The sequence below is a fragment of the Corynebacterium tuberculostearicum genome (assembly GCF_046097255.1).
In the GTDB taxonomy this organism is placed as follows: Bacteria; Actinomycetota; Actinomycetes; order Mycobacteriales; family Mycobacteriaceae; genus Corynebacterium; species Corynebacterium tuberculostearicum_J.
On the sequence record NZ_CP175770.1, the window covers coordinates 1,901,640 to 1,922,965 of the forward strand.

The following is a 21,326-nucleotide window of genomic DNA, read 5'->3' on the forward strand; positions in this document are numbered from 1 at the left end:
TATGCCCACTACTACTGCTGAAATCGTCCCCGAATTTCACACCAGAAACATATCTGCAAGCTCGACAGGACGCGCTCTCTCATTTCTGTTAAAACTGACAGTCAGACTATTAGTTCTTTCCGGTTGGGTGCTACGGTTTTTCGAGTGATTACTAGTTGGAAGATTTTTCTCCAAGATTTTGTCCGCTTGTGGCGGACCCCGCAGGTCTGGGTGATCCTCATTGGTTTGATGATCACCCCAGCCCTGTATTCCTGGGTAAACATCTCCGGTTTCTGGGACCCATACGGAAACACAGAACACCTCAAGGTCGCCGTAGTTAATGAAGACAAAGGCGCATCCTCGGAGATGACCGGCCACTTAGACGTCGGCGGGCAGATGATTGACAAGCTGCATGACAATGACAAGCTGGGCTGGCAGTTCATGGACCGCCAGGAAGCCGAAGACGCCGTTAAGAAGGGGGACGTCTTCGCCTCGGTAATCGTCCCCGAGGACTTCTCTGCCGATTTCGTTAGCCTTTTTAAAGGTACCTATTCTCAGCCCACGCTGGAATATCACGTCAATGAAAAGCTGAACGCCATTGCACCGAAGATTACTGATACTGGCGCTTCGACCCTAGACACCACCATTAGCTCTACCTTTAATGAGCAGGTAGCGGATTCGGTGGCTACGGAGCTAAAGAACTCCGGTGGCGATTTGAGCCAGAAGATTAACAGTACCGCAAGCAAGACCGCGGATTCTTTTTCAGATACTGCAGATACGGTAGCTAACTCCCGCAGCCAGCTTGCTGACGTGCATTCCACCATCGAAGACGCGCGCCCTACCATCGCGCAAGCCCGCGAGTCTTTGGGCACGGTGCAAAAGACCGTCGATGATGCCCAGACCGCCCTGGATGAACTTAACTCCATTACTGCAGAGGTCCAGCGGGAAGTCACTTCTTTCTCGGACGATGCCACCGCTGCCTATGTAGAAGGCACTACCGCCATGGCGGACGGCACCGCCTCCGCCAATGCCACCGTAGGCTCGGTCTCCGGCAAACTACGCGGCGCACTCAATCGCGTCGGTGCCGCATCTGCGGGCGCGTCAGGAATCGTCGGTGAAGCTGACCGGGCTATCGATCAGCTTGAAAAGCTTGCGTCTTCACCGGCCCTGCCCCCACAGGTTTCCCAACAGATTAAGGATCAGGTAGGAGACCTCCGCGAACGCAATGACCAGAATAAGGCCGTTCTCGGTGATTTAGATACTCTCAACGGCGATACGAACGACACCATCGATTCGCTCAATAAGACCACGGGCATGTTGGAAAAGATGGCCGCCCAAACGCGCGATGATTCCCACGCGCTGCGCGATAATGTGGCCGAAGGCCTGCCCAAGCTCAATGCTGCGCTTTCCGACGTCACCGCTACCGCCGGTAAGCTTTCCGCCTCACTCGAAAGCCAGCAGGCACTGGTAGGGCAAACCGATGGGCTCTTGGGCGGCGTCGACGAGCAGCTAAGCCAGGCCCAACAAGTAGTTGAGCGCTTTTCTGTGGACCTCGACGGTATTGAGGAGGGGCTTCGCGCCTCCCGCAGCGACGTGATTGCGCTGAGCAATACCGCCAATAACAATTCCATTCTGCAGTCTGTCAAGGGCCTGAACACCGATGAGGTGTCTTCCTTCCTTGCCTCCCCTGCAGAGATGGAAAGCCACGCCGTATTCCCTGTAAAGCACTACGGTTCCGGCATGTCCTCGCTCTTTATCAACCTCACGCTGTGGATCGGCGCGTTCATGCTGCTCATCATCTTCCGCGCTGAGGTAGACCCGCAGGGCCGCAAGAACCTCACCATTACCAAGGCTTACCTTGCCCGCTTCCTCTTGCTTTCCTTCTTTGCCATCGCACAGGCACTCATCGTGTCCATCGGCAACCTGGCCATTGGAGTTGAACATGCCAATGCATTGGCCTACGTCGCTACCGCAGTCATCGTAGGCCTGTGCTACCTGAGCATTACCTATAGCTTGGTTTCTACGTTTGGACACGTAGGCCGCGGCATCGCGGTGGTCTTCGCCTTCATCCAGATTCCGGGCGCATCCGGCCTCTACCCCATTGAAATGACGCCGGACTTCTTCCGCGCGGTACATCCATTCCTGCCCTTTACCTATGGCATTGATGCCATGCGCGAGACCGTTGGTGGTTTCTACGGCAACCACTATGCACGCGACCTTGCCGCGCTCATCGGCATGGCCGCGATCGCTTACCTCATCGGTACCGTTATGCGCCGCGGCTTGTCCAACGTCAATATGCTGGTCAACGACGAACTGCATAAGGGCGGTTTGGTTATCAATGAGCAGGTCCATCTGGTCGGCAGCCGGTACCGCTTTACCGACCTCCTCTATGCCTTGAATGACCGCGAGGCGTATCAACAAAGCTTGGAGGATAAATGGAGCATGGCGCGCAGGAATTACTCCCAGCTGATGAAGATTACCGTCGCGGTAGGCCTAGCGTTAGTCGTCGCTTTGGGCATCTACTCACGCATTAACCCTGAAGAAAAGGCCATCATCTTCGGCCTGGCCTGCCTGGTTACGCTCATTGCGGTGGGGGTTATCTGCTCCCTTGAGTACGTCAAGCAGAGCATCGCGCACGATAACCGCCTGGCGGATCTCAGCGATGAGGAAATCCAGGAGCACCTCGAGCACCAACAGGAACACCCAAACCGCTACCTCCTAGAGGACTTAGACGAGGAATCCACACTTTCTAATACCAGCGAGACCAAGGAAATGCCCGCCGTTGATGGTGATGACTCCGGAAAGGGAGGCGAGTAAGTCATGAAAAACATTCTGACCATTCTCCGCGATGACCTCCACGCCATTCGCACCAATGTAATGACCGCGGTCATCATCTTTGGCCTTGCCATCATCCCGTTGCTTTTCACGTCCTTCAACGTGCTGGCTAGCTGGGATCCTTTTGCTAATACCAACCAGCTCAAGATTGCTGTGGCCAGCGAGGATGAAGGCCACGAAAGCGACCTCGCCTCCCTGAAGCTTAATCTGGGCGATGAGGTGCTCTCGCAGCTCAGCCGCAATCACGATATCGATTGGGTCATTACTGATAGCGCCGATGCAGTTGAAGGAACAAAGTCCGGCGAATACTATGCCGGCATTGTCCTTCCCAAAGACTTCAGCGCGGACCTTCTCACGTTCTATGTAGAAGGAACCGAACCAAGCAAGCTCAACCTCTATACCAATGAGAAGAAGAATGCGCTGTCTACCACCATCACGCAAAAGAGTGCGGACGGCGTCATTCAGAAAATCGACGAGTCCTTCACCCGCGTGGTATCCAATGTCGGCCTTGGCGTCGTCTCGGATTTTGATAAATACCTCAATGAGGACGATACCCAGACTGCACTCAATAACCTGCACAATCGCGTCAATAACGTCAGCACTCGCCTCGATGCTGCGGCTGGCACCGTAGGTGCACTAAGCAATCTGGTCGACTCCACGCTGCCGCTTACGCAGGCTGCGGACAATATTCTCGCCGAGGCTGGCCGCCAGGCTACGGAGACAGACAATGACCAAGGCGAAAACCCCATCGACGTTCTGCGCTCTACCCTCAATGACTCGGCTGGTTCGCTCGACGCTTCCTTGGCTGCTACAACGCGAAGCTACGATGCGCTCTCTGCCCAGGTCGATGAGTTGCTCAATAATGCAAGCAACACCAGCGCACAAACGGCGCAGACCTACCGCACCGCCGCTGAACGGGTGAATGAGCAAACTCAGGCCTTTGAGGGAGTTCGCACTTCCATCAAGGAGCAAGCCGATAAAGTAGCTCTACCTGCCGCGGTCACGGGTGGATATAAGGCGATGATGGGCCAGATTGATGCCTCCATTGCCCAGAGCAACGCTCTGCATGATTCGCTCGTATCTACCGCCAATGACCTTGAGCAAGGCCGTGGCACGTCCCAAGACTCCCGACAGCGCACCAAGGATGCCATCGCCAATGCCAAGCAGGCTGCTGAAAAGGCACGTAATTCCTATAACGAGAACCTCAAACCGCAGCTAGATCAGCTCAACCAGAGCGTCTCGGTTGTCGCGGACGATATTGATGCTGTCAAGCAAGACATCGCAGGCATTCGCTCCTCGGTTTCCCAGGATGACGGGTCGCCACAGCAAAGCCTGGCGCGCGCCCGCGATACCACTGCCGGCCTCGCCGGCACCCTGCGGGAGCAAAGCGGCCGTTTTGCGGACATGGGCCGCAAGATCGACGAGGCGCGCCGTGGCGGCGATTTGGACAAGCTGGCGGATATCGTCGGCAACGATCCAGAACTGCTTGCCTCTCGCATCGCCGCTCCTGTGGCTGTAGACCGCCAGCCGGTCTACCCTGTCGCTGCCTTTGGCGTGGGCATGACGCCGTTCTACCTCGCCTTGTCGCTATGGGTAGGCGCCCTTCTGGCATGCGTGCTGGTGCATACCAATGCCGAGCGTAAATACTTGCGCAAGGACGAGAACGGGAAGTACGACGAGAGCGAATTCACCCGTGGTCAAGCGTTTTTCGGCCGCTTTGCCACACTCAGCCTGGTCGGCCTCGCGCAGGCCACCTTGGTGGTTCTCAGCCTCATCTTCTTCGTCCAGATCGAGCCTGCCCACCCATTCATGCTCATGTTTGCCGCATGGATAGTCTCGCTGGTGTTTATGTTGATCATCTATTCACTTGTCATCACCCTCGATAGTGCCGGCAAGGCCTTAGCGGTGTTGTTGCTCGTGATACAAGTCTCCGGCTCCGGCGGCGCATACCCGCTGCCTTTGCTTCCTGAATGGTTCCAGAACGTGAGCCCGTGGCTGCCAGCGACTTACGCTATCGATGCTTTCCGCAGCGCCATTGCGGGTACCTATCACGGCGATATTTGGCGCGAGTTGGGCATGCTACTGCTATTTACCATCCCTGCACTCATCGTCGGCCTCGTTCTCCGCCGCGCAATGGATGCCTACCACAAGCGCCTGCAGAAAGCGATTAAAAAGACGAAGGTTATGGCGTAGCCACGCTTGCCGACGTCTCCCCTCCCACCCTTCCTATACCGCCCACCAAGCCCTTTTCACGGCTTGGTGGGCTTTTTCATGGTCGGGTCCCACGTTAGTGCCCAAAAGACCTAGAAGGGGCTGGGAAAGCCGCATACGCATCCGCTAAGAAGGACCCAGATACCCTTTATCGCTAGGTCTAGCTCCTTCTTAAGGGATTCCCTCGAACGCAGCTATCGAGCACGTACCCACTTACAGTCCACCTGAGTCCCTACTAAAGGACCGCTACGGGAGTCTACGTCCCGCTTTACCTCAGCTCCCATACCGTCCCGTGAGCAGGACCGTTAGCCCTTGGACATCGAGGCCTGTCCTACATGCCGCTAGATCGCGCAGGTCTTAGGTAAAGAAAAAGCTGCGAGCCATGTGGCTCGCAGCTTTCCGTTGGTACCCCGTACGGGATTTGAACCCGTGTTACCGGCGTGAGAGGCCGGCGTCCTAGGCCGCTAGACGAACGGGGCGCGTTCGCAGCAATCGCACGCTGTGCGTTGCGGACTTGTTAAGAGTAAACGATGGGTTAATTCAGCACAAATCGCGCGGTCAAGGACGGTTTTGAGGGCAGGCGAAGGAAAACGCAAAAATTCCCGAGTCCGGTACTGCAGTGAGGGTTCTTCGTGGCCGAGGTGCGGATCGAATCAGTGGTTATTCCGCAAGCAATCTGTGGATAGTCCGTGGCCGAGAACGCTGTGCTAGTAGGACTCGGGATGGCGCTGTGCGTCGAAGTGCATATGCTGCAGGCTCCTATACTTCATACAAACGTTGGTGGGAAGGAAGTTGTGGATTATAGCGTTACTACCTGGCTGTGCTTTCGGGCTGTGCGCCTTGGCTGTGGTGCGTTTCGCTTTCTGTCACCCGCTCTCCTTTCTGTTTGTTTTCTGCTGTACTTGCAGTCTATGCCTGCACGTGCAGGACAGGAAGGGTTTTGCATAACTTCGCGGCGGTCTTAACCCTGGTCTCATTGGCAGCAGACTGCTGCCTGCGCGGACGAGTCCAATGGTCTGGGGTAGGTTATAACCAGTTTTACTTGCGTCGTGGTCGCACCCCAGACTGACGCTGGAAAAGATGTTTCCCCGGAAATGAAAAATCCTCCGACCTAAAGGCTGGAGGTCTTTGTACCCCGTACGGGATTTGAACCCGTGTTACCGGCGTGAGAGGCCGGCGTCCTAGGCCGCTAGACGAACGGGGCATAGAACTAGTGAGCCTGCCGTTTAAAGCATTTTCACTGCTGGCCTACCAGGACTCGAACCTAGAATGGCGGTACCAGAAACCGCTGTGTTGCCAATTACACCATAGGCCATTTGCTAACTTGCGTTGGAAGCTTACTGCCTTCCGGCCATGCTCCCTTGCTCGCTGCAACGTGTAATAACTATAATGATCAACGCGTAAACTGCCAAATCGCCAGCGCACACGCCATTTTCAGGCCAGTAGAGTGGTTAATAAAATGCGGCGAATGACAGCGCTGTAGTTCAGCTGTCATTCGCCGCATCGAAGGGCGGGATTAGATATCTATCGCCGCCTTACGGGAGGCGCTCCCCCTACTGTGCCGCCGGCACATAAGGAGTCACTTCACGGGCCGCACGAAGGCGGGCCAGGGTGGACTCCTTACCCAGCAGCTCCATGGACTCAAAGAGCGGTGGGGAAACCTGGGCGCCGGAAATAGCTACGCGCAGTGCGCCGTAAGCCTTACGAGGCTTCAACTCAAGGTCTTCAATAAGCGCCTTGGATAGTGCCGCCTCGATATTCTCGGTCTTCCACTCCGCAATACCCTCGAGGGTCTCGATGCCCACCTCGAGCGGCTGAATGGCCTCTTCCTTGAGATTCTTCTTCGCTGCCTTCTCATCGAGCTTTAGGTCGGCATCCGGGGTCACTAAAAAGCTCATGAGCCCGTAAGCATCAGACAGGGTCTTGATACGGGTCTGCACAAGATCTGCGGCGAAGGCGAATTTCTCGCCGTCATAGTCGGCCGGGAAATCCGTGTATTCGGTCAGGTAGTTACGCAGACGGAAGGCAAACTCTTCTGGGTCTAGCTGGCGGATGTGATCCGCGTTGATGGCCTCGAGTTTCTTCTGGTCAAAGCGTGCAGGGTTACCCAGCACGTCGTGGACGTCAAAGTTCTCCACCAAGTCATCCATGCTGAAGATGTCCTGGTCTGCGGACAGGGACCAGCCCAACAGGGACAGGTAGTTGAGCATCCCCTCAGGGATGATGCCGTTATCGCGGTGATTAAACAGGTTGGACTGCGGGTCACGCTTAGACAGCTTCTTATTGCCCTCGCCCATCACGAAGGGTAGGTGGCCAAACTCTGGGGTAAACTCGGCAACGCCGATCTTCTTGAGGGCGTCGTAAAGCGCGAGCTGACGCGGAGTAGAAGAAAGCAGGTCCTCACCACGCAGCACGTGGGTGATGCGCATCAGGGCATCATCAACCGGGTTAACCAGGGTGTAGAGCGGCGCACCATTGGAGCGAGCCACCACATAGTCCGGCTGGGTCTCAGACTTGAAGGTCATTTCCCCGCGCACCAGGTCAGTCCAGGTCCAGTCCTGCTCCGGCATGCGCAGGCGCCAGACAGGCTTGCGACCTTCGGCCTCAAAAGCATCGATCTGCTCCTGAGTGAGGTCACGGTCATAGTTGTCATAGCCCAGCTTCGGGTCACGGCCAGCAGCCTTGTGGCGCTCCTCTACCTCTTCAGCAGTGGAGTATGCCGGGTAGACAAATCCGCCGTCGATAAGCTTGTCTAGGACCTCCTTGTAAATGTCCATGCGCTGGGACTGGCGGTAAGGCTCGTGCGGGCCACCGACATTGATGCCTTCATCCCAGCCCAGACCAAGCCAGGTCAGGGAATCAATGATGGCTTGGTAGGACTCCTCAGAGTCACGGGCGGCATCGGTGTCTTCGATGCGAAATACCAGCTTGCCACCGGTATGGCGGGCATAGGCCCAGTTGAACAACGCGGTGCGCACCATGCCTACGTGCGGTGTGCCGGTTGGGGACGGACAAAATCTAACGCGTACTTCAGTCATGCCCACCATCGTAGTGGAGGCGCCGATTCCAGTCCGCACCAGCCCAAGCGCCCCTGAAACCTGCCCGGCGCGCGGCAATTTGCAGTCTATCCCTACACGCAAATTGGGGTAATTGGAAACGAGTTTCACTACAAAGCCACTGGTCAGTGAAATCGGTTTCCATTACGGCTAACGGGTTATGGGAATCATTTTCTATAGTTTCTAGTGAACTTGTGAGAACTGTAGAAAGGCCTTCCCAACTGTGGCTTCCCCACGCACCCGTTTCCTTGCCACGCTGAGCACTTTGGCACTTATCACTCCCGCCACGGCTGTCGCAGGCCCCGATGATGGCAAGCACATCGCTACCAATACCCACGTTGACTCCCCCAAGTCTTTCTGGGAGAACAACGATTTCGTCCTGAAGTCCGAGTTTGGTGGTCAAGAGCCCCCGATTGCAGACACTGTTGCCTGGGTGGGCAAGGGCTATAGCGCTACGGATAACAGCAACCAGTATCTCTATACGCTTCCGGCAAATGGGACCCAAGACTATATTGGGGCCCCTGGCACGACTTATTACACAGCGCCGCACCAGGTATCCGGTAATACTTCGCCCATTTGGCTGGGCTTTGGCGCAGATGCTTCCCTGCCCACTGACAAATTTCGGGATGGCGTAGCCTTCCTTGATTTGCTCAGCGTCGATGGTCCCGGCGAGGTGGAGCTTTTTACCAATAAAGATGATGAGGACGGCACCCAGCTGCACCGCATGCTCGGTTCCTTCCCGGATTCGCCGCACTCTGCTTACCTTGTTGCCGGCACACATACGCACAACTCCACTCTGTTTACCAAGCCAGGACGATACCGCCTGACCTACCGCACCAGTGCGCGCGGAAAGGATGGCCAGCTCATAGCCAATGAGCCACAGACCACCACCATCCAAGTTGGCGGGCAAAAGCCCAAAGAGGAAAAAACGCCGAGCCTCAAGGAGCGCTTCACACAGTCCGCGGCTGGCAACGCCGCTGCTGCAGGCTACAGCCTGCGCATGGCCCCCAAGTCCAATCCCGAAAAAGACGGTGACGACAAGCTCACCACCATTTCCTTCGACGCCAAGAACAAGGCACAAGGCACCCTCACGCTGCTTATCGACGGCTACTTCCTCACCGATCTCCCCGTTAAGGACGGGCATGCTCAGTGGGATGAATATATGGGCCCCGACCCGTCCCAGGTACAGGCCGTCTTTACCCCTGAGGGCGATTCCCCACGCTGGATATCCCAACCCCTTGACTTCCAACCCGGTAAATCCAGCCACACCGATTCTTCTGCCGCCGCTGATACGTGGCAGGAAACCTCCCAGCCGCGCCAGCTTGCCCCCACCGAGGAAACCGAGCTAAAAGAGCTGGGCTACACCATCCGCATGCGCAAGCAGGGCAATGGTGGCACCAAGATTGTGGTGGATACCGAGGATAAAAACTTCAATGGCCTTCTCACCGGCGGGCTCTATGACACGAAGGGGGCTAAATACCCCACTGTGGATCTGGAAACCCCTATTACTAACGGCCACGGCGAGGTCGCCTTTGATGAGGGCGAGTACTTCGAAGGCTATTTTGCCAAGGTTAACCTCTTCCCCCATTCCACCGTTAAGGCTGGACATGCTAGCAGCGTTATTACTGAGTCTTTTGCTTTTGGTGAAAACTATGAAGTCAGTGGGAAGTTCTCCACTTCCAATGAAGAACCGGAGGCTACCCCAGGCAAGGAAGACACTCCGTCTTCCGCACCGCAGCCAGGCACCGAAGAACCGCAAGCCGGCAATGCACAATGCAGCGAAAAGTACCTACTAGACCGTGGTCATGTAGACATCAAAGCCCAGCCTGCCGAGGGAGGCTTTGCAACGGTTCTGCGCGATGACACGGCACAGGTGGACAAGAAATCTGTTGACCGCAAACTCGATGACGTGGTGCTCGGCGTACACGATAATGCACTCACCCCGCGCAATAAGAAGCTCGCGGGCAAGGAGTTCGATTTCCTAGGAAAGCCCGGTGAGCGCTTCTATCACCTGCCACAAACCCAGGATCAAAACATCATTTGGCCCGGCTATAACACCCAGGACCTGGATTATTCCTCAACCAAGGACAATGCCGTCAACCTCAACTTGAAGCCCACCTCCACGCCGGACGGTGCCGAGTGGGGCGCATTTATCGATGGCACCCATGGCAAAGGTTTTTCGGTCCTCGCCAATTCTGCGGCTAAGGACTACACCATCGAAACCAACTTTCCGGCCCATACCCATACGCACTGGGCCTTTTCCAAGCCTGGCTTGTACACCTTTGAGGCTACTTATACGGCCACGGGTACGGACGGCAAGGAACTAAAGTCCGCGCCCCAAACCCTCACCTTTGCCGTAGGCGATAAGACATTGGACTCCTGTTCCTTCCGCGCGCCGGGCACGACCGGGAGCGGAGAGCCCAGCGAAAGTCCAACAGATAACCCTTCCGCGGAGCCTTCCCAGGAGCCTTCCACGCAACCGTCCGCCCCAGATACCCCGGACACACCAGCCCACCCCGGCCGGCCAGAAGAGCCCACAGGGTCCTCGTTTAGCCCGTGGAGCCTGGTCCTACCAGCGGTCCTCGTGGTGATTTTCAAGGCCTTTTATAACTTCTTCCGAGATAACGAGAACCTCATCCGCAAGCGCTTCGGCCTCAACTTCTAAGCCTCTTCTACCCCACCAATTAGACGGGAAACCACAATGCACTATTCACCATCTTTTGCCTCCCGGCGCGTCCCGCTGCGGCGCCGATTTATTCACGTATTTGCCGCGGTCTTTGCCACAGCATTGGCCTTCTTCTCCCCCGCCGCGGCACTTGCCTTTGATGAGGTCTTCGACTCTGGGCATGTAGACGCCTTCTATGTCACGGCCCCTGATGGCAGGCTGCACCTTTCCATGAAAGAAGACATCACTGGATCGGGCGTTCCACGCTCCGGCGATGACGTAGTGCTCAAGGTTGTCGAGGATGCCTGGTCGGATGCCACCGAGGCCGTGCCGGAGATAGGCCAGCCCACCTACTTCCTGCCACAATCGCAAGACCAGCGCATCATTTGGCCGGGCTGGGATACCCAGCCTGCACGCGATGGCGGCTTTGACAACGTTGACCTAGAATTCGCCGAAGTTTCCGGCCCGGGTTCGGTATATGTCTTTGAGACCAGCGGTTTCGGCGACATACAGGCGGTTACTGATTCCGGTTCAATGGAGCTGACCAGCGGCGAGGTTATCAACCAACCCAATCCAGCCCACCGGCACGTCAACTGGGCCTTTAGCGAAGCCGGCACCTACACCATGACGGTGCGCGCCCATTCCAACGGCGAAACCAGCAATGCTGTGACCTACACCTGGGAAGTGGGCGACGGCGGCGATGCATCCACAGCCGATCGATCGGCTGACACGGGCGAGGAAAGCAATGACCAAGAAGCTACGAACGCCCAACGGCCAGCAGACAGGGGCGGCGCTGCAGCTGCCGATAAGTCCGGCGCCTCCGCGAACGAAGAGTGCACCCCGGGAATGACTCCGCAAATCAAGGACGATACGGTCTCCCCCTCCCAGTGGCGCGATGCTGATGGCGCTACCTTTTATCTCTCCGATAAATCAAGCGTCGATCTGCCTCAAGAGGTAGGTCCAGTGCCAGCTGGTCAGGCGTGGATGATTGGTTCTACCCAGGTCGATGGTGTGCCGTGGCTCGGTGCTAATACCCAAAGTCCGACCATGCGCGAGAATATCCCTGGAGATGTCACCTGGGAGTTAGCAGGCTTCAAGGGGCCCGGCCCGATGATGGTCTACTCCCAGGGCGGCTTGGGAAAGATCGTGGGCGATGAGTGGTTCCGCGGCAATGCAGATGCGGCGGAAGGAACCTATTCGATTGCTCCCAATACGCACGTGCACCCCAACTGGGTCTTTGGTGCGCAGGGCACCTATGACGTCACCATCCGCCAGGTGGCCAAGACCGATGAAGGCAAGCAAGTTGCCGGTGAAGCGACACTTCACTTCGTGGTTGGCGGCGACAAGCCGGCTGAAGCCTTTGACAACGGGCACTTCGACTTGGGTGCTGCGGTAAATCCGGAGGGCGGCGACTGTGGGCATGGTGCTGCGGCAGGTGGGGCGCCGGCAAGCGCTGGTGGCTCTACCGCAAGTACCGGATCAAACACTGGCCAATCCGGGCAGGCACACAGCAAGGGCGGTTCTTTAGCCAATACTGGGACTCCTATTGTTCCCTTTGGTATCGGAGCGTTGGGCTTGGGCATGCTCTTTCTCGGCCTCGGCATTGCCCGTCTAGCTGTAGCTAAGGCAGCGGACTAATGGCGCGTGCGCTTTCTCATAGACGCAGGCTTCGGACCATAGGCGCGCTGCTGGGCTCCTGCCTGCTGGCCACTGGTTGTGCCCCTTCGGCAGCGTTGGATACCGGAAGCGGAGAAAAATTCGCCGTGGTGGCCACCACCCCGATCCTCGCGGATCTTGCGCGCAACGTCGCGGGAGAAGATGCCCGGGTACAAAGCCTTATCCCCAGCGGAAAAGATCCGCATACCTTTGAGCCAACGCTGCGCACGGTGCGCGATGTTGCCAATGCCGATTTGGCACTAAGCAATGGCTACTTGCTGGAGCCGCAGTCTCTCATCGATACGCTGCACGAATCCACCGATGCCCCCGTGGTGGAAGTCGCCGATGCTGCCTCCACCCGCGGTGCCACTCTGGTGCCGCTGGTAGAAGATGTCTCGCTCGAGGCAATTTGGCTGGGCCTGCGCATCAGCGGTGCACAGCAGCGCTCTTCCGGAGTGGACTTCCGCATGGTCTCTGCCGATGGGCCAGGTAACGTCGCGGCCTATGTGGTCTCTACTTTCGGCACCCCGGAGGTCCTTTTTAACTCGGCCGATGGCATCGATGAAAAAGACTCAGTGACCTTGCCGGCCAACGCTCACACGCACGTGTCTTGGGGATTTTCCCAGCCGGGAATCTACCACCTCGGGTTCCAAGCAGAGGGCACCGACATCCAACACCTCACTGTGGCCGTGGGAGTAAACCCACCTAAAGGCATGCACGTGATAGATTCCGGACACCTGGATATTGCAGGTGACTTAGCCAAGCACCGCATTGACCTGCGCGATCAGGACAAGCGCTTCGACCCTGCCACCACCGTGGTGTCAATCCCCTCTTCGGTACTGCAGCCCATACCGCCAGATCCGGCCTACCGCTTCCTGGGCAAGCCGGGATCGGATACCTACCTATTGCCGCAGGCGGTGCTGGGAAAACACATCCACGGCGAGGTAGACCCGCACCTGTGGCACAACGTGGACAATGCCATCGCCTACGTCGATGTCATTGCCGAGGAAATGGCGCAGGCAGATCCTTCCCACGGGGCGTCCTACCGCCAACGGGCGGAGGACTACACGCAGCGTCTGCGGAATACGGATACCTATGTTGACCGCGCCATTTCTTCTATCGCAGAAGAAAATCGGCACCTTGTGACCACGCACCACGGCTACGCCTATCTGGAGCAAGGTTATGACATGTCGGTGGCCGGCTTCGTCACTCCCAATCCGGCCATCGAACCTTCCCCACGCGAGGTCATTTCCTTGCGCCGCACGCTGGAGAACCTCCATCTACCAGCCGTGTTTGTAGAGCCCGTGCAGCAGGCAAGCACCGAGACCCTGAAGCAGGCTGCCGCGGAGCAAGGCGTGGAGCTGTGCCCCATCTACGGCGACACGTTCGATGACACCGTCAGCTCCTACATCGACCTTATGAAATTTAACGCTGATTCCCTGCAGCGTTGCCTGAACACCAACCCAACCCATGGAGATAAAAATGCTTAAATTCGCTACTCGTACCGCTACCCGCACCGCCGCCTGCGTCCTTACTGCAGGTCTGGTACTTTCTACCAGCCCTGCTTGGGCGGGCGACCTCGCGCAGGTGGTCGGTGCCGATGAACGCGTTGCCCCGCAGGGCGAAGAAAAGGTCATCGACACCGGTCACGTAGACGTTGGTGCCCTGCTTGATGGCACGGATTCTGAGCTTATGGCCCGCGATGATGCCGGCGATAAGCCAGTCTGGCGTCACTTGGACGACCTCGTGTTTTCCGTGGGCGATAAAGCACAGCAAACCCTTCCCGATACGGATGACTTTGGCTTCGTTGGCGCTGAGTCCGGCGATAAGGTCTGGGTGGTTCCCCAAACCGAGCAAGTCGGCGTTCCCTGGCTGGGCTGGAATACCCAGGCGCCCTCCCTTGTCGACGCCGCCGACCGCGGCGTCACCATGGAATTCCTCGGCCACTCCGGCCCGGGCGATTTCTCCCTCTTCTTACAAAACGGAGGCTTTGAAGCACCACAGCTCTTGTGGTCCACCGCGCAGAAGAGCGACGAGGACTTCTGGGTAGACCTCAATACCCACACCCACGCCAACTGGACGTTTACGGAGCCAGGTACTCACCAGGTAGGCATCAGGGTGAAGGGCAAGACCAAGGACGGTGCCGATTTCAACACCGATGGCGTGCTCACCTTCGCCGTGGGCGATGATGCCGACGTCCAAGCGGCCCAAGACACTACCTGGAATCCAGACGATGCCCAGACCGCGGGCTCCTCTATTCCCACCTGGGTCTTTGTCCTCGCCGGCGTCGGCGCTGTAGTACTACTGCTGGCCCTAGGGCTCGCCCTGCGTTCTGCCAAGCGGGGCGATAGCCGTGGATAAACCGCTTATTTCCGTTGCTGCACTAAACGTCTCGCTCTCGCACCGCAGCGTTATCACCGCTGCCAATCTAGAGGTCCACCCCGGCGAATTCATCGGGCTCCTCGGACCCAATGGTGCTGGTAAGACCACCCTCATGCGCGCCATTTTAGGGCTTATTCCTTCCACCGGAACTCGCAGCGTTTCCGGCACCGTGGGATATGTTCCCCAGCGTCACGAAGTGGAATGGGGCTTTCCCATCAACGTTTATCGCACCGTACTCAGCGGCCGCACCGGCCTTATCGGCTGGCTCAAGCGACCGCGCGCCACGGACCACGCCGCGGCGGCAGAGGCGCTTCAACTGGTTCACATGGAAGAATTTTCTACCCGCCCCATCGAAGAACTCTCCGGTGGTCAACGCCAGCGCGTGCTCATCGCCCGGGCCCTCGCCACACAACCACACGTGCTGCTGCTCGATGAGCCCTTTACCGGACTAGATGCGCCCAATACCGAATCGCTCCTCGAGCTTTTTGAAGAGCTTTCCCACCGCGGAACATCCATCATTATGTCCACTCATAACCTTTCTGAAGCCGCACATTCTTGCCACCGCCTCATTCTCTTTAACGGCACCGTAGTAGCCGATGATTCTGCCTCGACCCTTCTTCACCAGACGGATCCGTGGACAAAAACCTTTGGCGTGCGTGCCGGTTCCCCTTTGCTTTCTGCCATTGGAGTCACCGCATGATAGAAATTTCCTTCCTCGATTTCCTGCGCGACCTGGTCAATCCCCACCTTGACTTTCTCGCCCGCGCGGTAGGCATCTCCTTGCTTGCGGCCATCGTATGCGGCGTCATCGGCTGCTATGTCGTGCTACGCGGCATGGCCTTTATTGGCGACGCCGTCTCCCACGCCGTATTCCCAGGCCTAGCCATTGCCTTCGCCCTGCAAACCTCGGTGCTCGTGGGCGGCGCAGTCGCCGGTGCGGTTGTGGCCTTGCTCATCGCCGCCTTTTCGCAGCGCCGCCACGTGCGAGCGGATTCCATCATCGGTATCTTCTTCGCCGCGGCCTTCGCTTTGGGCATGGTGATAATCTCGCGCACCGATGGTTATAGTGCCTCGCTGACAAGCTTCCTCTTCGGCTCACTCACCGGCGTTTCCCGCACCGATATTATCGTCGCGGGCTGCGTATGCGCCGTAGTTGTCGCCATCGTTATTGCCTTTGGCCCCCAGCTCAACGCCACGTGCTTGGACCGGGAAACTGCCCGCGCAATGGGCTTGCCCGTATTTGTGCTGGACATCATTTTGTACCTGTGTGTCACGGCCGCAGTGGTCATTTCCGTGAGCACCATCGGCAATATCTTGGTCCTCGCGCTGCTCATCACTCCGGCCGCGACGGCACGCCTGCTTAGCACAAATCTAAAGACCATGATGTGCCTTTCTGCCCTCATTGGTGCGCTGTCGAGCTTCCTAGGCATCTACCTGGCGTGGGCCATTGACCTGCCGGCCGGCGCCACCATCGTGCTCACCCTCACCGCCATTTTCTTGGTTGTATGGGCCATCCATCCACTGCTCGGCGCCCGCAAGCACGCAGGTGCCTCGCTTTCCGACGCCCCACATCCCACCCCACGAAAGGAATCCGTCTCCTCATGAAACCTGTCTGCCGCACCGCGGTGGCCCTTGGCACCGCGGGATTGATAAGCCTCGGCGTCCTTCCGGGAGGGGGAGTAGAACTCTTCGAGCCCGCCACCGCATATGCAAAAGAATCCACCGATTCTTGCTCTGCCAGCGACTTCGACCTCATCACCAAGGGCCACCAGGATATGGCACTCAGCGGCGATTCCGGCGATCTCAGCTTCCAGGTCAAAGATGATGATAAGGACATCGAGCATGACTCTGAGTCCTTTGCCATTGAGGTATCTGATGACCTTAAACAACCGCTATCGGAGCTCGGTGATTCTTCCCTGCCCGATGAAGGTTGGATTCTGCCGCAAACGCAAGACCCCGATGCTCCTTGGCTAGGTTTTAATACCCAAGAGCTGTCTCAGGATCTCCTCACCGCTGGAGACACCGCTACTTTGAGCATGGCTATCGCACAGGGCCCTGAGGATGGCCGCATCCTGGCCTACCAGGTGAATCTTGGTGACCCCAAGGTGCTTATGGACACTGCCGATGGCTCTGCCTGGGACTACCCCGGCAACTCCCATTCCCACCCGGCCTTTGCCTTTACCGAGCCGGGTACTTACGCAGTGAGCTTTACCTTCGAGCTTCCCGACGGCTCCCGACACCACTTGCATGCCGGCTTCCTCGTCGGCGAGCAGGCAGATGCGAAGGATCTATGCGGTGTGGACTATGCCGATGCGGATGGTGCTTCCGGCAACAGTGGTGACTCAAATAGCCGCCCCAAGCAACTGGAAAAAGACGTCAAAGACGTAGACAAAGCCATCGCCGGGTTGGACAAAGAGCTCGACAATACCCTGCAGGAGGGCCAGAAATTCCTAGAAGGTGGCAAGACACAAGAAGACAAGAAGGGTTCTGACGAGGACAGCGCGGGCAAGCGCAAGCAGCCCTCCCGCACCAAGGAAAAAGACGCTGGGAAGGATGGAGCGCCACGTAAGACGCCGTCCACGGGTTCGGCTCACGCCTCTGGTACTACTCGAAAGTCTGGTGCTGGTTCTGGGGCTACGACCCACCATTCGGCTAGCCGTGTTAATGATTCTGCCTCCACTGCGAAATCCGGAAAAAGCGGAGGCGCTGGCACGGGCTCGCACCGTTCTGCTTCCACCAGCGGTTCTTCCCACTCGACGGCCAAAAAGTCCACCGGCTCTCGGGACGCAAAGTCCGCAAAGCGTACCAAGGGCAAGGCCGCAGGCACCGCTGGTGCACAGAGGGTGCCGGATGCTGGCGCTGCGGAAGGCAGGGACTCTGAGAATGTACTGACTAATGCCGCTGCGTATACCGCCACTCTGGCTAAAAGCAGCTTCTGGGCGGGCCTTTTAGCCGGACTAGGCGCATTCGCTCTGGTGCTCGGAATCGGCCTGTTGGTCTATGTCCAGTTCTTCCGCAAGAAGAAGGCCCCAGCGCAGCAGCCGGCCGATGATGCCACGGCAAACTTGCCGCGCGTCGACTAGCCCAGTGCTAGTCATCGGCCAACAATAGAACTAGGCCCAGAGGATCTCTCCTCTGGGCCTAATCCGTGGCTAAGCGCCGCTGTTTTTATACCCTGGTCTTGGACGAGAGGAAGTCCCAGACCACCCGTGGAGTATCTGGCTGCCAGAACCAGGTGTGGTCTTGCGGAACCTTAACCAGTTGCACATCCTTTTGGCAGCCGTTAAAGCTCAAGCGTTCTGAACCGCCAGCTTCCGGAGTGGACTGAAAGGTCATATCACAGCGATTGCGCTTAAGGTAGCCGCCGAGCACCGTACGCACAGGGAGGTATCCAGCCTCGTGCCGGTCACCGCCCTCATAGGTCATCATCTTGTCGTTAACGCCATGCATGATGAGGGTATTCATCGGCGCATCAGCACAGTTGACCTCAACTGGGTTGTAGAAGGCACCCGAAACCATAGCTACAGCGGCAAAGGTGTCCTGTGCGTGGCAGCCAAGCACCGAGGTAAAGCCGCCTCCGTTAGACATACCCATGGCGTATACGCGGTTTCGATCAACGTGGTAGTCCTTGTCTACCGAATCAAGAATGCGCTTGATAAAGCGGATATCCTCCCCATCGCGCGTCTTAGCATAAGGCGCCGCCTCCCAGGCGCGCTCGAATCCCTCTGGATAGACGATGATGGCCTCGTTATTGGCCTCAGTGGTCTGCATGCGTGCATAGCCGGAGTAGTTCTCCGGGGAATCTCCCCACCCACCAAAGCCGAAGAGAACGGGCGCCGCCTTTTCCGGCGAATAGTGGTTAGGAATACGCAACAAGTACCTGCGGGTCTTGCCCTCGTGCTCCATTTCTAGGGACTGCATGGAACCCGGCGCAAACGGCGGGGTGGGATTGATGCTGGTATCTACCATTGGCGGCTGCGGCGCTGGCTCGGGAAGAGATGATCCCTCCGGAACAGGCGCTGCATTGTCATCGCTGCTGCCGCCTTCTACAGGTGCCGGGGTGGATTCCTTAACACCTTCTGGAACTAGGTGGGACCCATCAGGCTGCGGGGTAACCGGCTTTGCATTTTCGGGAGCAGGTGCTGGAGCTGGTGCTGGCTGTGGTGCATTTTCAGGGCCAGGGGCGGGTGCGGGAGGTGGCCCTTCTTGAGCATGGGCAGGAGCGGCGCACACAAGCGCAGCGCTAGCCAGCGCAGCAGCGAGGATCAGGTATAGGGAACGATAAAGAAACTTAGTAACATTAGCCACAAGGTTAAAATTAACCACATCCTTCACTTGATTCACTGTTTACACGCCCAGTGCACACTCAATTCTGTAAGAAAAGCCCAAGGCACTAAGCTAGATCCCCATGCACGAAGACAGACCAAGCACCGCCCCCGATTTTTTGCTTTCGCGAGCAACGGGGTCTGTCCGTACCCAAGGTGCGCGCCACACTTTTAATGACACCGACGCGGCAATTTCCGCCCTGCGTAGCAAGGATGTAGACATGGTGGTCGGCGCGATTCCGTTCGACTCTGACACGCCCGCTGCACTGACGGTGCCGGAGGCCATCATCCGCGAAGAGGGCCCCTTGGAGCCGCACGCCTACTACCGCAATAAAAGCCTAAACTCGCGAGTGGTCGGATTCGATCCGGAACCCGAAGAGCACCTACGCCGCGTAGAGGCGGCTATCGGCACGATCGAGACCTCCAAACTGGACAAGGTGGTTTTGGCCCGCGCCGTAGATATCGAATTCCCTGAGGCTATTGATCCACGCCTCGTGGCGGCGCGCCTTATCGATCTTTCCGCCAACCGCGATGGCTTCATTGCCGATCTCTCCCCCGCTGGCCGGCCGGGCGCGATGCTGGTTGGTTCTTCCCCAGAGGTTTTGGTCAAGCGTCAGGGCTCGACTGTTTCTGCTTTCCCCCTGGCGGGCTCCTCTCCGCGCCGCACCTCAGCGGCTGAGGACCACATCGCAGGTCAAGATCTCTTGCATTCCGCCAAGGATCTCCACGAGCATTCCTTCGTAGTGGAACACCTGCGCCGAGTGCTTAGCCCACTGTGCGAGCGGCTAGACATTCCGGACACCCCGCAACTTATTAGCACCAATGAGATGTGGCACCTTGGCACGCCAATTTCCGGAACACTCAAGGATAAAGACTTGACCGCTCTTGAGCTTGCCCTGGCAGCACACCCCACACCAGCCATCTGTGGCACCCCTGCAGAGGCCGCCCAAGCCCTCATTGAGACTGCAGAAACGGACCGTGGATTCTATGCCGGAGCGGTCGGCTGGTGCGATAGCTCCGGCGACGGCGAGTACATGGTAGCCATCCGCTGCGCAGAAGTAGCCGGCGATGGTCTTTCCGCGCGCGCGTGGGCCGGCGGTGGCATCGTAGGCGATTCCGATGCCCATGCCGAGCTGGAAGAAACCACGGCCAAGCTGCGCACCATTTTGAAGGCACTTAGCCTCTAGCCCACACGCTTGGCGACGAGCACGACATCGCTTTGGTGGTGCGCACACGCGCCTTCCCCACATCCAATGCCGAGGGCGGTGCCGGGGTTAAGTCCCGCGGCGTACTCGACAAGGGTCTCATTGGGGTTGCCCGATCACACCCACCCAGAACTCTGGTAGTGTTCCCCCATTTCTTCGGAGGTGGGTACGTAGCCGCGGTGTTCTTGGTGGCTTGGGTTATGCACGGTGGATGGTATTGCGCAGGGTGCCGAGGCCCGGGATCTCGATCTCGATGGTGTCGCCTGGGACCATAGGAGCGGTGCCAGCCGGGGAGCCTGTGGTAATGACATCGCCGGGCAGCAAGGTATAGGCAGCGGAGATCTCCTCCAAAATGCCGCCCATCTTCACGATCATCTGGTCCGTATTGGAATCCTGCTTTTGCTCGCGAGAGCCCTCGTGCGTCAGATACGCATTAATCTTCTGATCGTCTAGATTCAAGCTATCCAGATCGGTTTCGATCCACGGGCCGAGCGGGCAGAAGGTGTCAATGCCCTTGGCACGAGCCCATTGGCCATCCGTAAACTGCAGGTCACGGGAGGAAACGTCGTTACAGATGGTGTATCCCAGCACGTGGTCTTTCCAGTTCTCGGCCTTGATGTTTTTCGACGGCTTAGAAATGACCACGGCAAGCTCGCCCTCAAACTCGACGTTGGTGGCGTAGTCCGGAATCTTGATTGCAGCATCCGGGCCAATGACCGCGGTAGATGGCTTGATGAAGATGGTGGGAGGAAGACTATCGGCAGAATTTTTGAAAACCTCGGCAACGTGGTCCGCATAGTTGCGGCCAAGTGCTACCACCTTGGTGGGAAGGGTCGGCGCCAAGAGGCGAACCTCGTTAAGTTTCCACTCGCGGCCGGTCGGCTCCGGTGGGGTGAAGGGCGTGCCGGCAATTTCCTTTGCTACTAGCTCTTCCATTGGGGCGTCTTTTGGCCCATCGATAATGGCGAAACAGATTCCTTCTGGGTGTGCAATTCGTCCTAAACGCATAGCG

The 21,326-nt window shown here is 57.7% G+C and carries 13 protein-coding genes and 3 tRNA genes; 10 read left to right on the forward strand and 6 right to left on the reverse strand.

Going from position 1 to position 21,326, the window contains the following annotated elements; all coding sequences use genetic code 11:
- Positions 1 to 144: 144 nt before the first annotated feature.
- Together ACKFRY_RS09070 and ACKFRY_RS09075 are read left to right on the forward strand one after the other, a co-directional pair.
- Positions 145 to 2,796, forward strand: a complete 2,652-nt coding sequence (locus ACKFRY_RS09070) for a YhgE/Pip family protein (protein ID WP_408922705.1) — start codon at positions 145 to 147, stop codon at positions 2,794 to 2,796.
- Between the two features lie 3 nt (positions 2,797 to 2,799).
- Positions 2,800 to 5,007, forward strand: a complete 2,208-nt coding sequence (locus tag ACKFRY_RS09075) for a YhgE/Pip family protein (RefSeq protein WP_408922706.1) — start codon at positions 2,800 to 2,802, stop codon at positions 5,005 to 5,007.
- Positions 5,008 to 5,428: 421 nt separating this feature from the next.
- Here ACKFRY_RS09075 and ACKFRY_RS09080 read toward each other — a convergent pair.
- From ACKFRY_RS09080 to gltX, 4 genes are all read right to left on the reverse strand, one after another.
- Positions 5,429 to 5,504, reverse strand: a tRNA-Glu gene (locus ACKFRY_RS09080).
- A gap of 652 nt (positions 5,505 to 6,156) precedes the next feature.
- Positions 6,157 to 6,229 (reverse strand) — tRNA-Glu (locus ACKFRY_RS09085).
- A gap of 39 nt (positions 6,230 to 6,268) precedes the next feature.
- Positions 6,269 to 6,340 (reverse strand) — tRNA-Gln (locus ACKFRY_RS09090).
- A 238-nt stretch (positions 6,341 to 6,578) separates the two neighbouring features.
- Positions 6,579 to 8,072 (reverse strand): glutamate--tRNA ligase, encoded by a 1,494-nt coding sequence (gene gltX, locus ACKFRY_RS09095; RefSeq protein WP_408923424.1) that lies wholly within the window; start codon positions 8,070 to 8,072, stop codon positions 6,579 to 6,581.
- A 232-nt stretch (positions 8,073 to 8,304) separates the two neighbouring features.
- On the opposite strand from gltX, the gene ACKFRY_RS09100 reads away from it, so the two are divergent.
- From ACKFRY_RS09100 to ACKFRY_RS09130, 7 genes are read left to right on the forward strand one after another with little or no spacing between them, the layout of a single operon-like run.
- Positions 8,305 to 10,746, forward strand: coding sequence for a choice-of-anchor M domain-containing protein (locus tag ACKFRY_RS09100; protein WP_408922707.1), 2,442 nt, complete (start codon positions 8,305 to 8,307; stop codon positions 10,744 to 10,746).
- Positions 10,747 to 10,782: 36 nt separating this feature from the next.
- A complete protein-coding gene (locus ACKFRY_RS09105; protein ID WP_408922708.1) occupies positions 10,783 to 12,384 on the forward strand; it encodes a choice-of-anchor M domain-containing protein in 1,602 nt (533 codons plus the stop codon).
- Complete coding sequence (locus ACKFRY_RS09110; RefSeq protein ID WP_408922709.1) at positions 12,384 to 13,892, forward strand: anchored repeat ABC transporter, substrate-binding protein; 1,509 nt, start codon at positions 12,384 to 12,386, stop codon at positions 13,890 to 13,892. The genes ACKFRY_RS09105 and ACKFRY_RS09110 overlap by 1 nt, the downstream gene beginning before the upstream one ends.
- The gene (locus ACKFRY_RS09115; protein ID WP_408922710.1) at positions 13,885 to 14,763 is read left to right on the forward strand and encodes a choice-of-anchor M domain-containing protein; all 879 of its coding nucleotides are present in this window, start codon (positions 13,885 to 13,887) and stop codon (positions 14,761 to 14,763) included. Before ACKFRY_RS09110 ends, ACKFRY_RS09115 begins: the two co-directional genes overlap by 8 nt.
- Complete coding sequence (locus tag ACKFRY_RS09120) at positions 14,756 to 15,484, forward strand: anchored repeat-type ABC transporter ATP-binding subunit (RefSeq protein WP_408922711.1); 729 nt, start codon at positions 14,756 to 14,758, stop codon at positions 15,482 to 15,484. Before ACKFRY_RS09115 ends, ACKFRY_RS09120 begins: the two co-directional genes overlap by 8 nt.
- The gene (locus ACKFRY_RS09125) at positions 15,481 to 16,389 is read left to right on the forward strand and encodes an anchored repeat-type ABC transporter permease subunit (protein ID WP_005323315.1); all 909 of its coding nucleotides are present in this window, start codon (positions 15,481 to 15,483) and stop codon (positions 16,387 to 16,389) included. The genes ACKFRY_RS09120 and ACKFRY_RS09125 overlap by 4 nt, the downstream gene beginning before the upstream one ends.
- Entirely contained in the window at positions 16,386 to 17,867 is a 1,482-nt protein-coding gene (locus tag ACKFRY_RS09130) for a choice-of-anchor M domain-containing protein (RefSeq protein ID WP_408922712.1), read from the forward strand. Before ACKFRY_RS09125 ends, ACKFRY_RS09130 begins: the two co-directional genes overlap by 4 nt.
- Positions 17,868 to 17,952: 85 nt before the next feature.
- On the opposite strand, the gene ACKFRY_RS09135 is transcribed toward ACKFRY_RS09130, so the two are convergent.
- Positions 17,953 to 19,092 (reverse strand): alpha/beta hydrolase-fold protein, encoded by a 1,140-nt coding sequence (locus tag ACKFRY_RS09135; protein ID WP_325162601.1) that lies wholly within the window; start codon positions 19,090 to 19,092, stop codon positions 17,953 to 17,955.
- Positions 19,093 to 19,192: 100 nt separating this feature from the next.
- Between ACKFRY_RS09135 and ACKFRY_RS09140 the strand changes: the two genes are divergently transcribed.
- Positions 19,193 to 20,296, forward strand: coding sequence for an isochorismate synthase MenF (locus ACKFRY_RS09140; RefSeq protein ID WP_179386419.1), 1,104 nt, complete (start codon positions 19,193 to 19,195; stop codon positions 20,294 to 20,296).
- 216 nt (positions 20,297 to 20,512) lie between these two features.
- Here ACKFRY_RS09140 and ACKFRY_RS09145 read toward each other — a convergent pair whose 3' ends face one another.
- Complete coding sequence (locus ACKFRY_RS09145; RefSeq protein ID WP_408922713.1) at positions 20,513 to 21,322, reverse strand: fumarylacetoacetate hydrolase family protein; 810 nt, start codon at positions 21,320 to 21,322, stop codon at positions 20,513 to 20,515.
- Between the last annotated feature and the right edge of the window lie 4 nt (positions 21,323 to 21,326).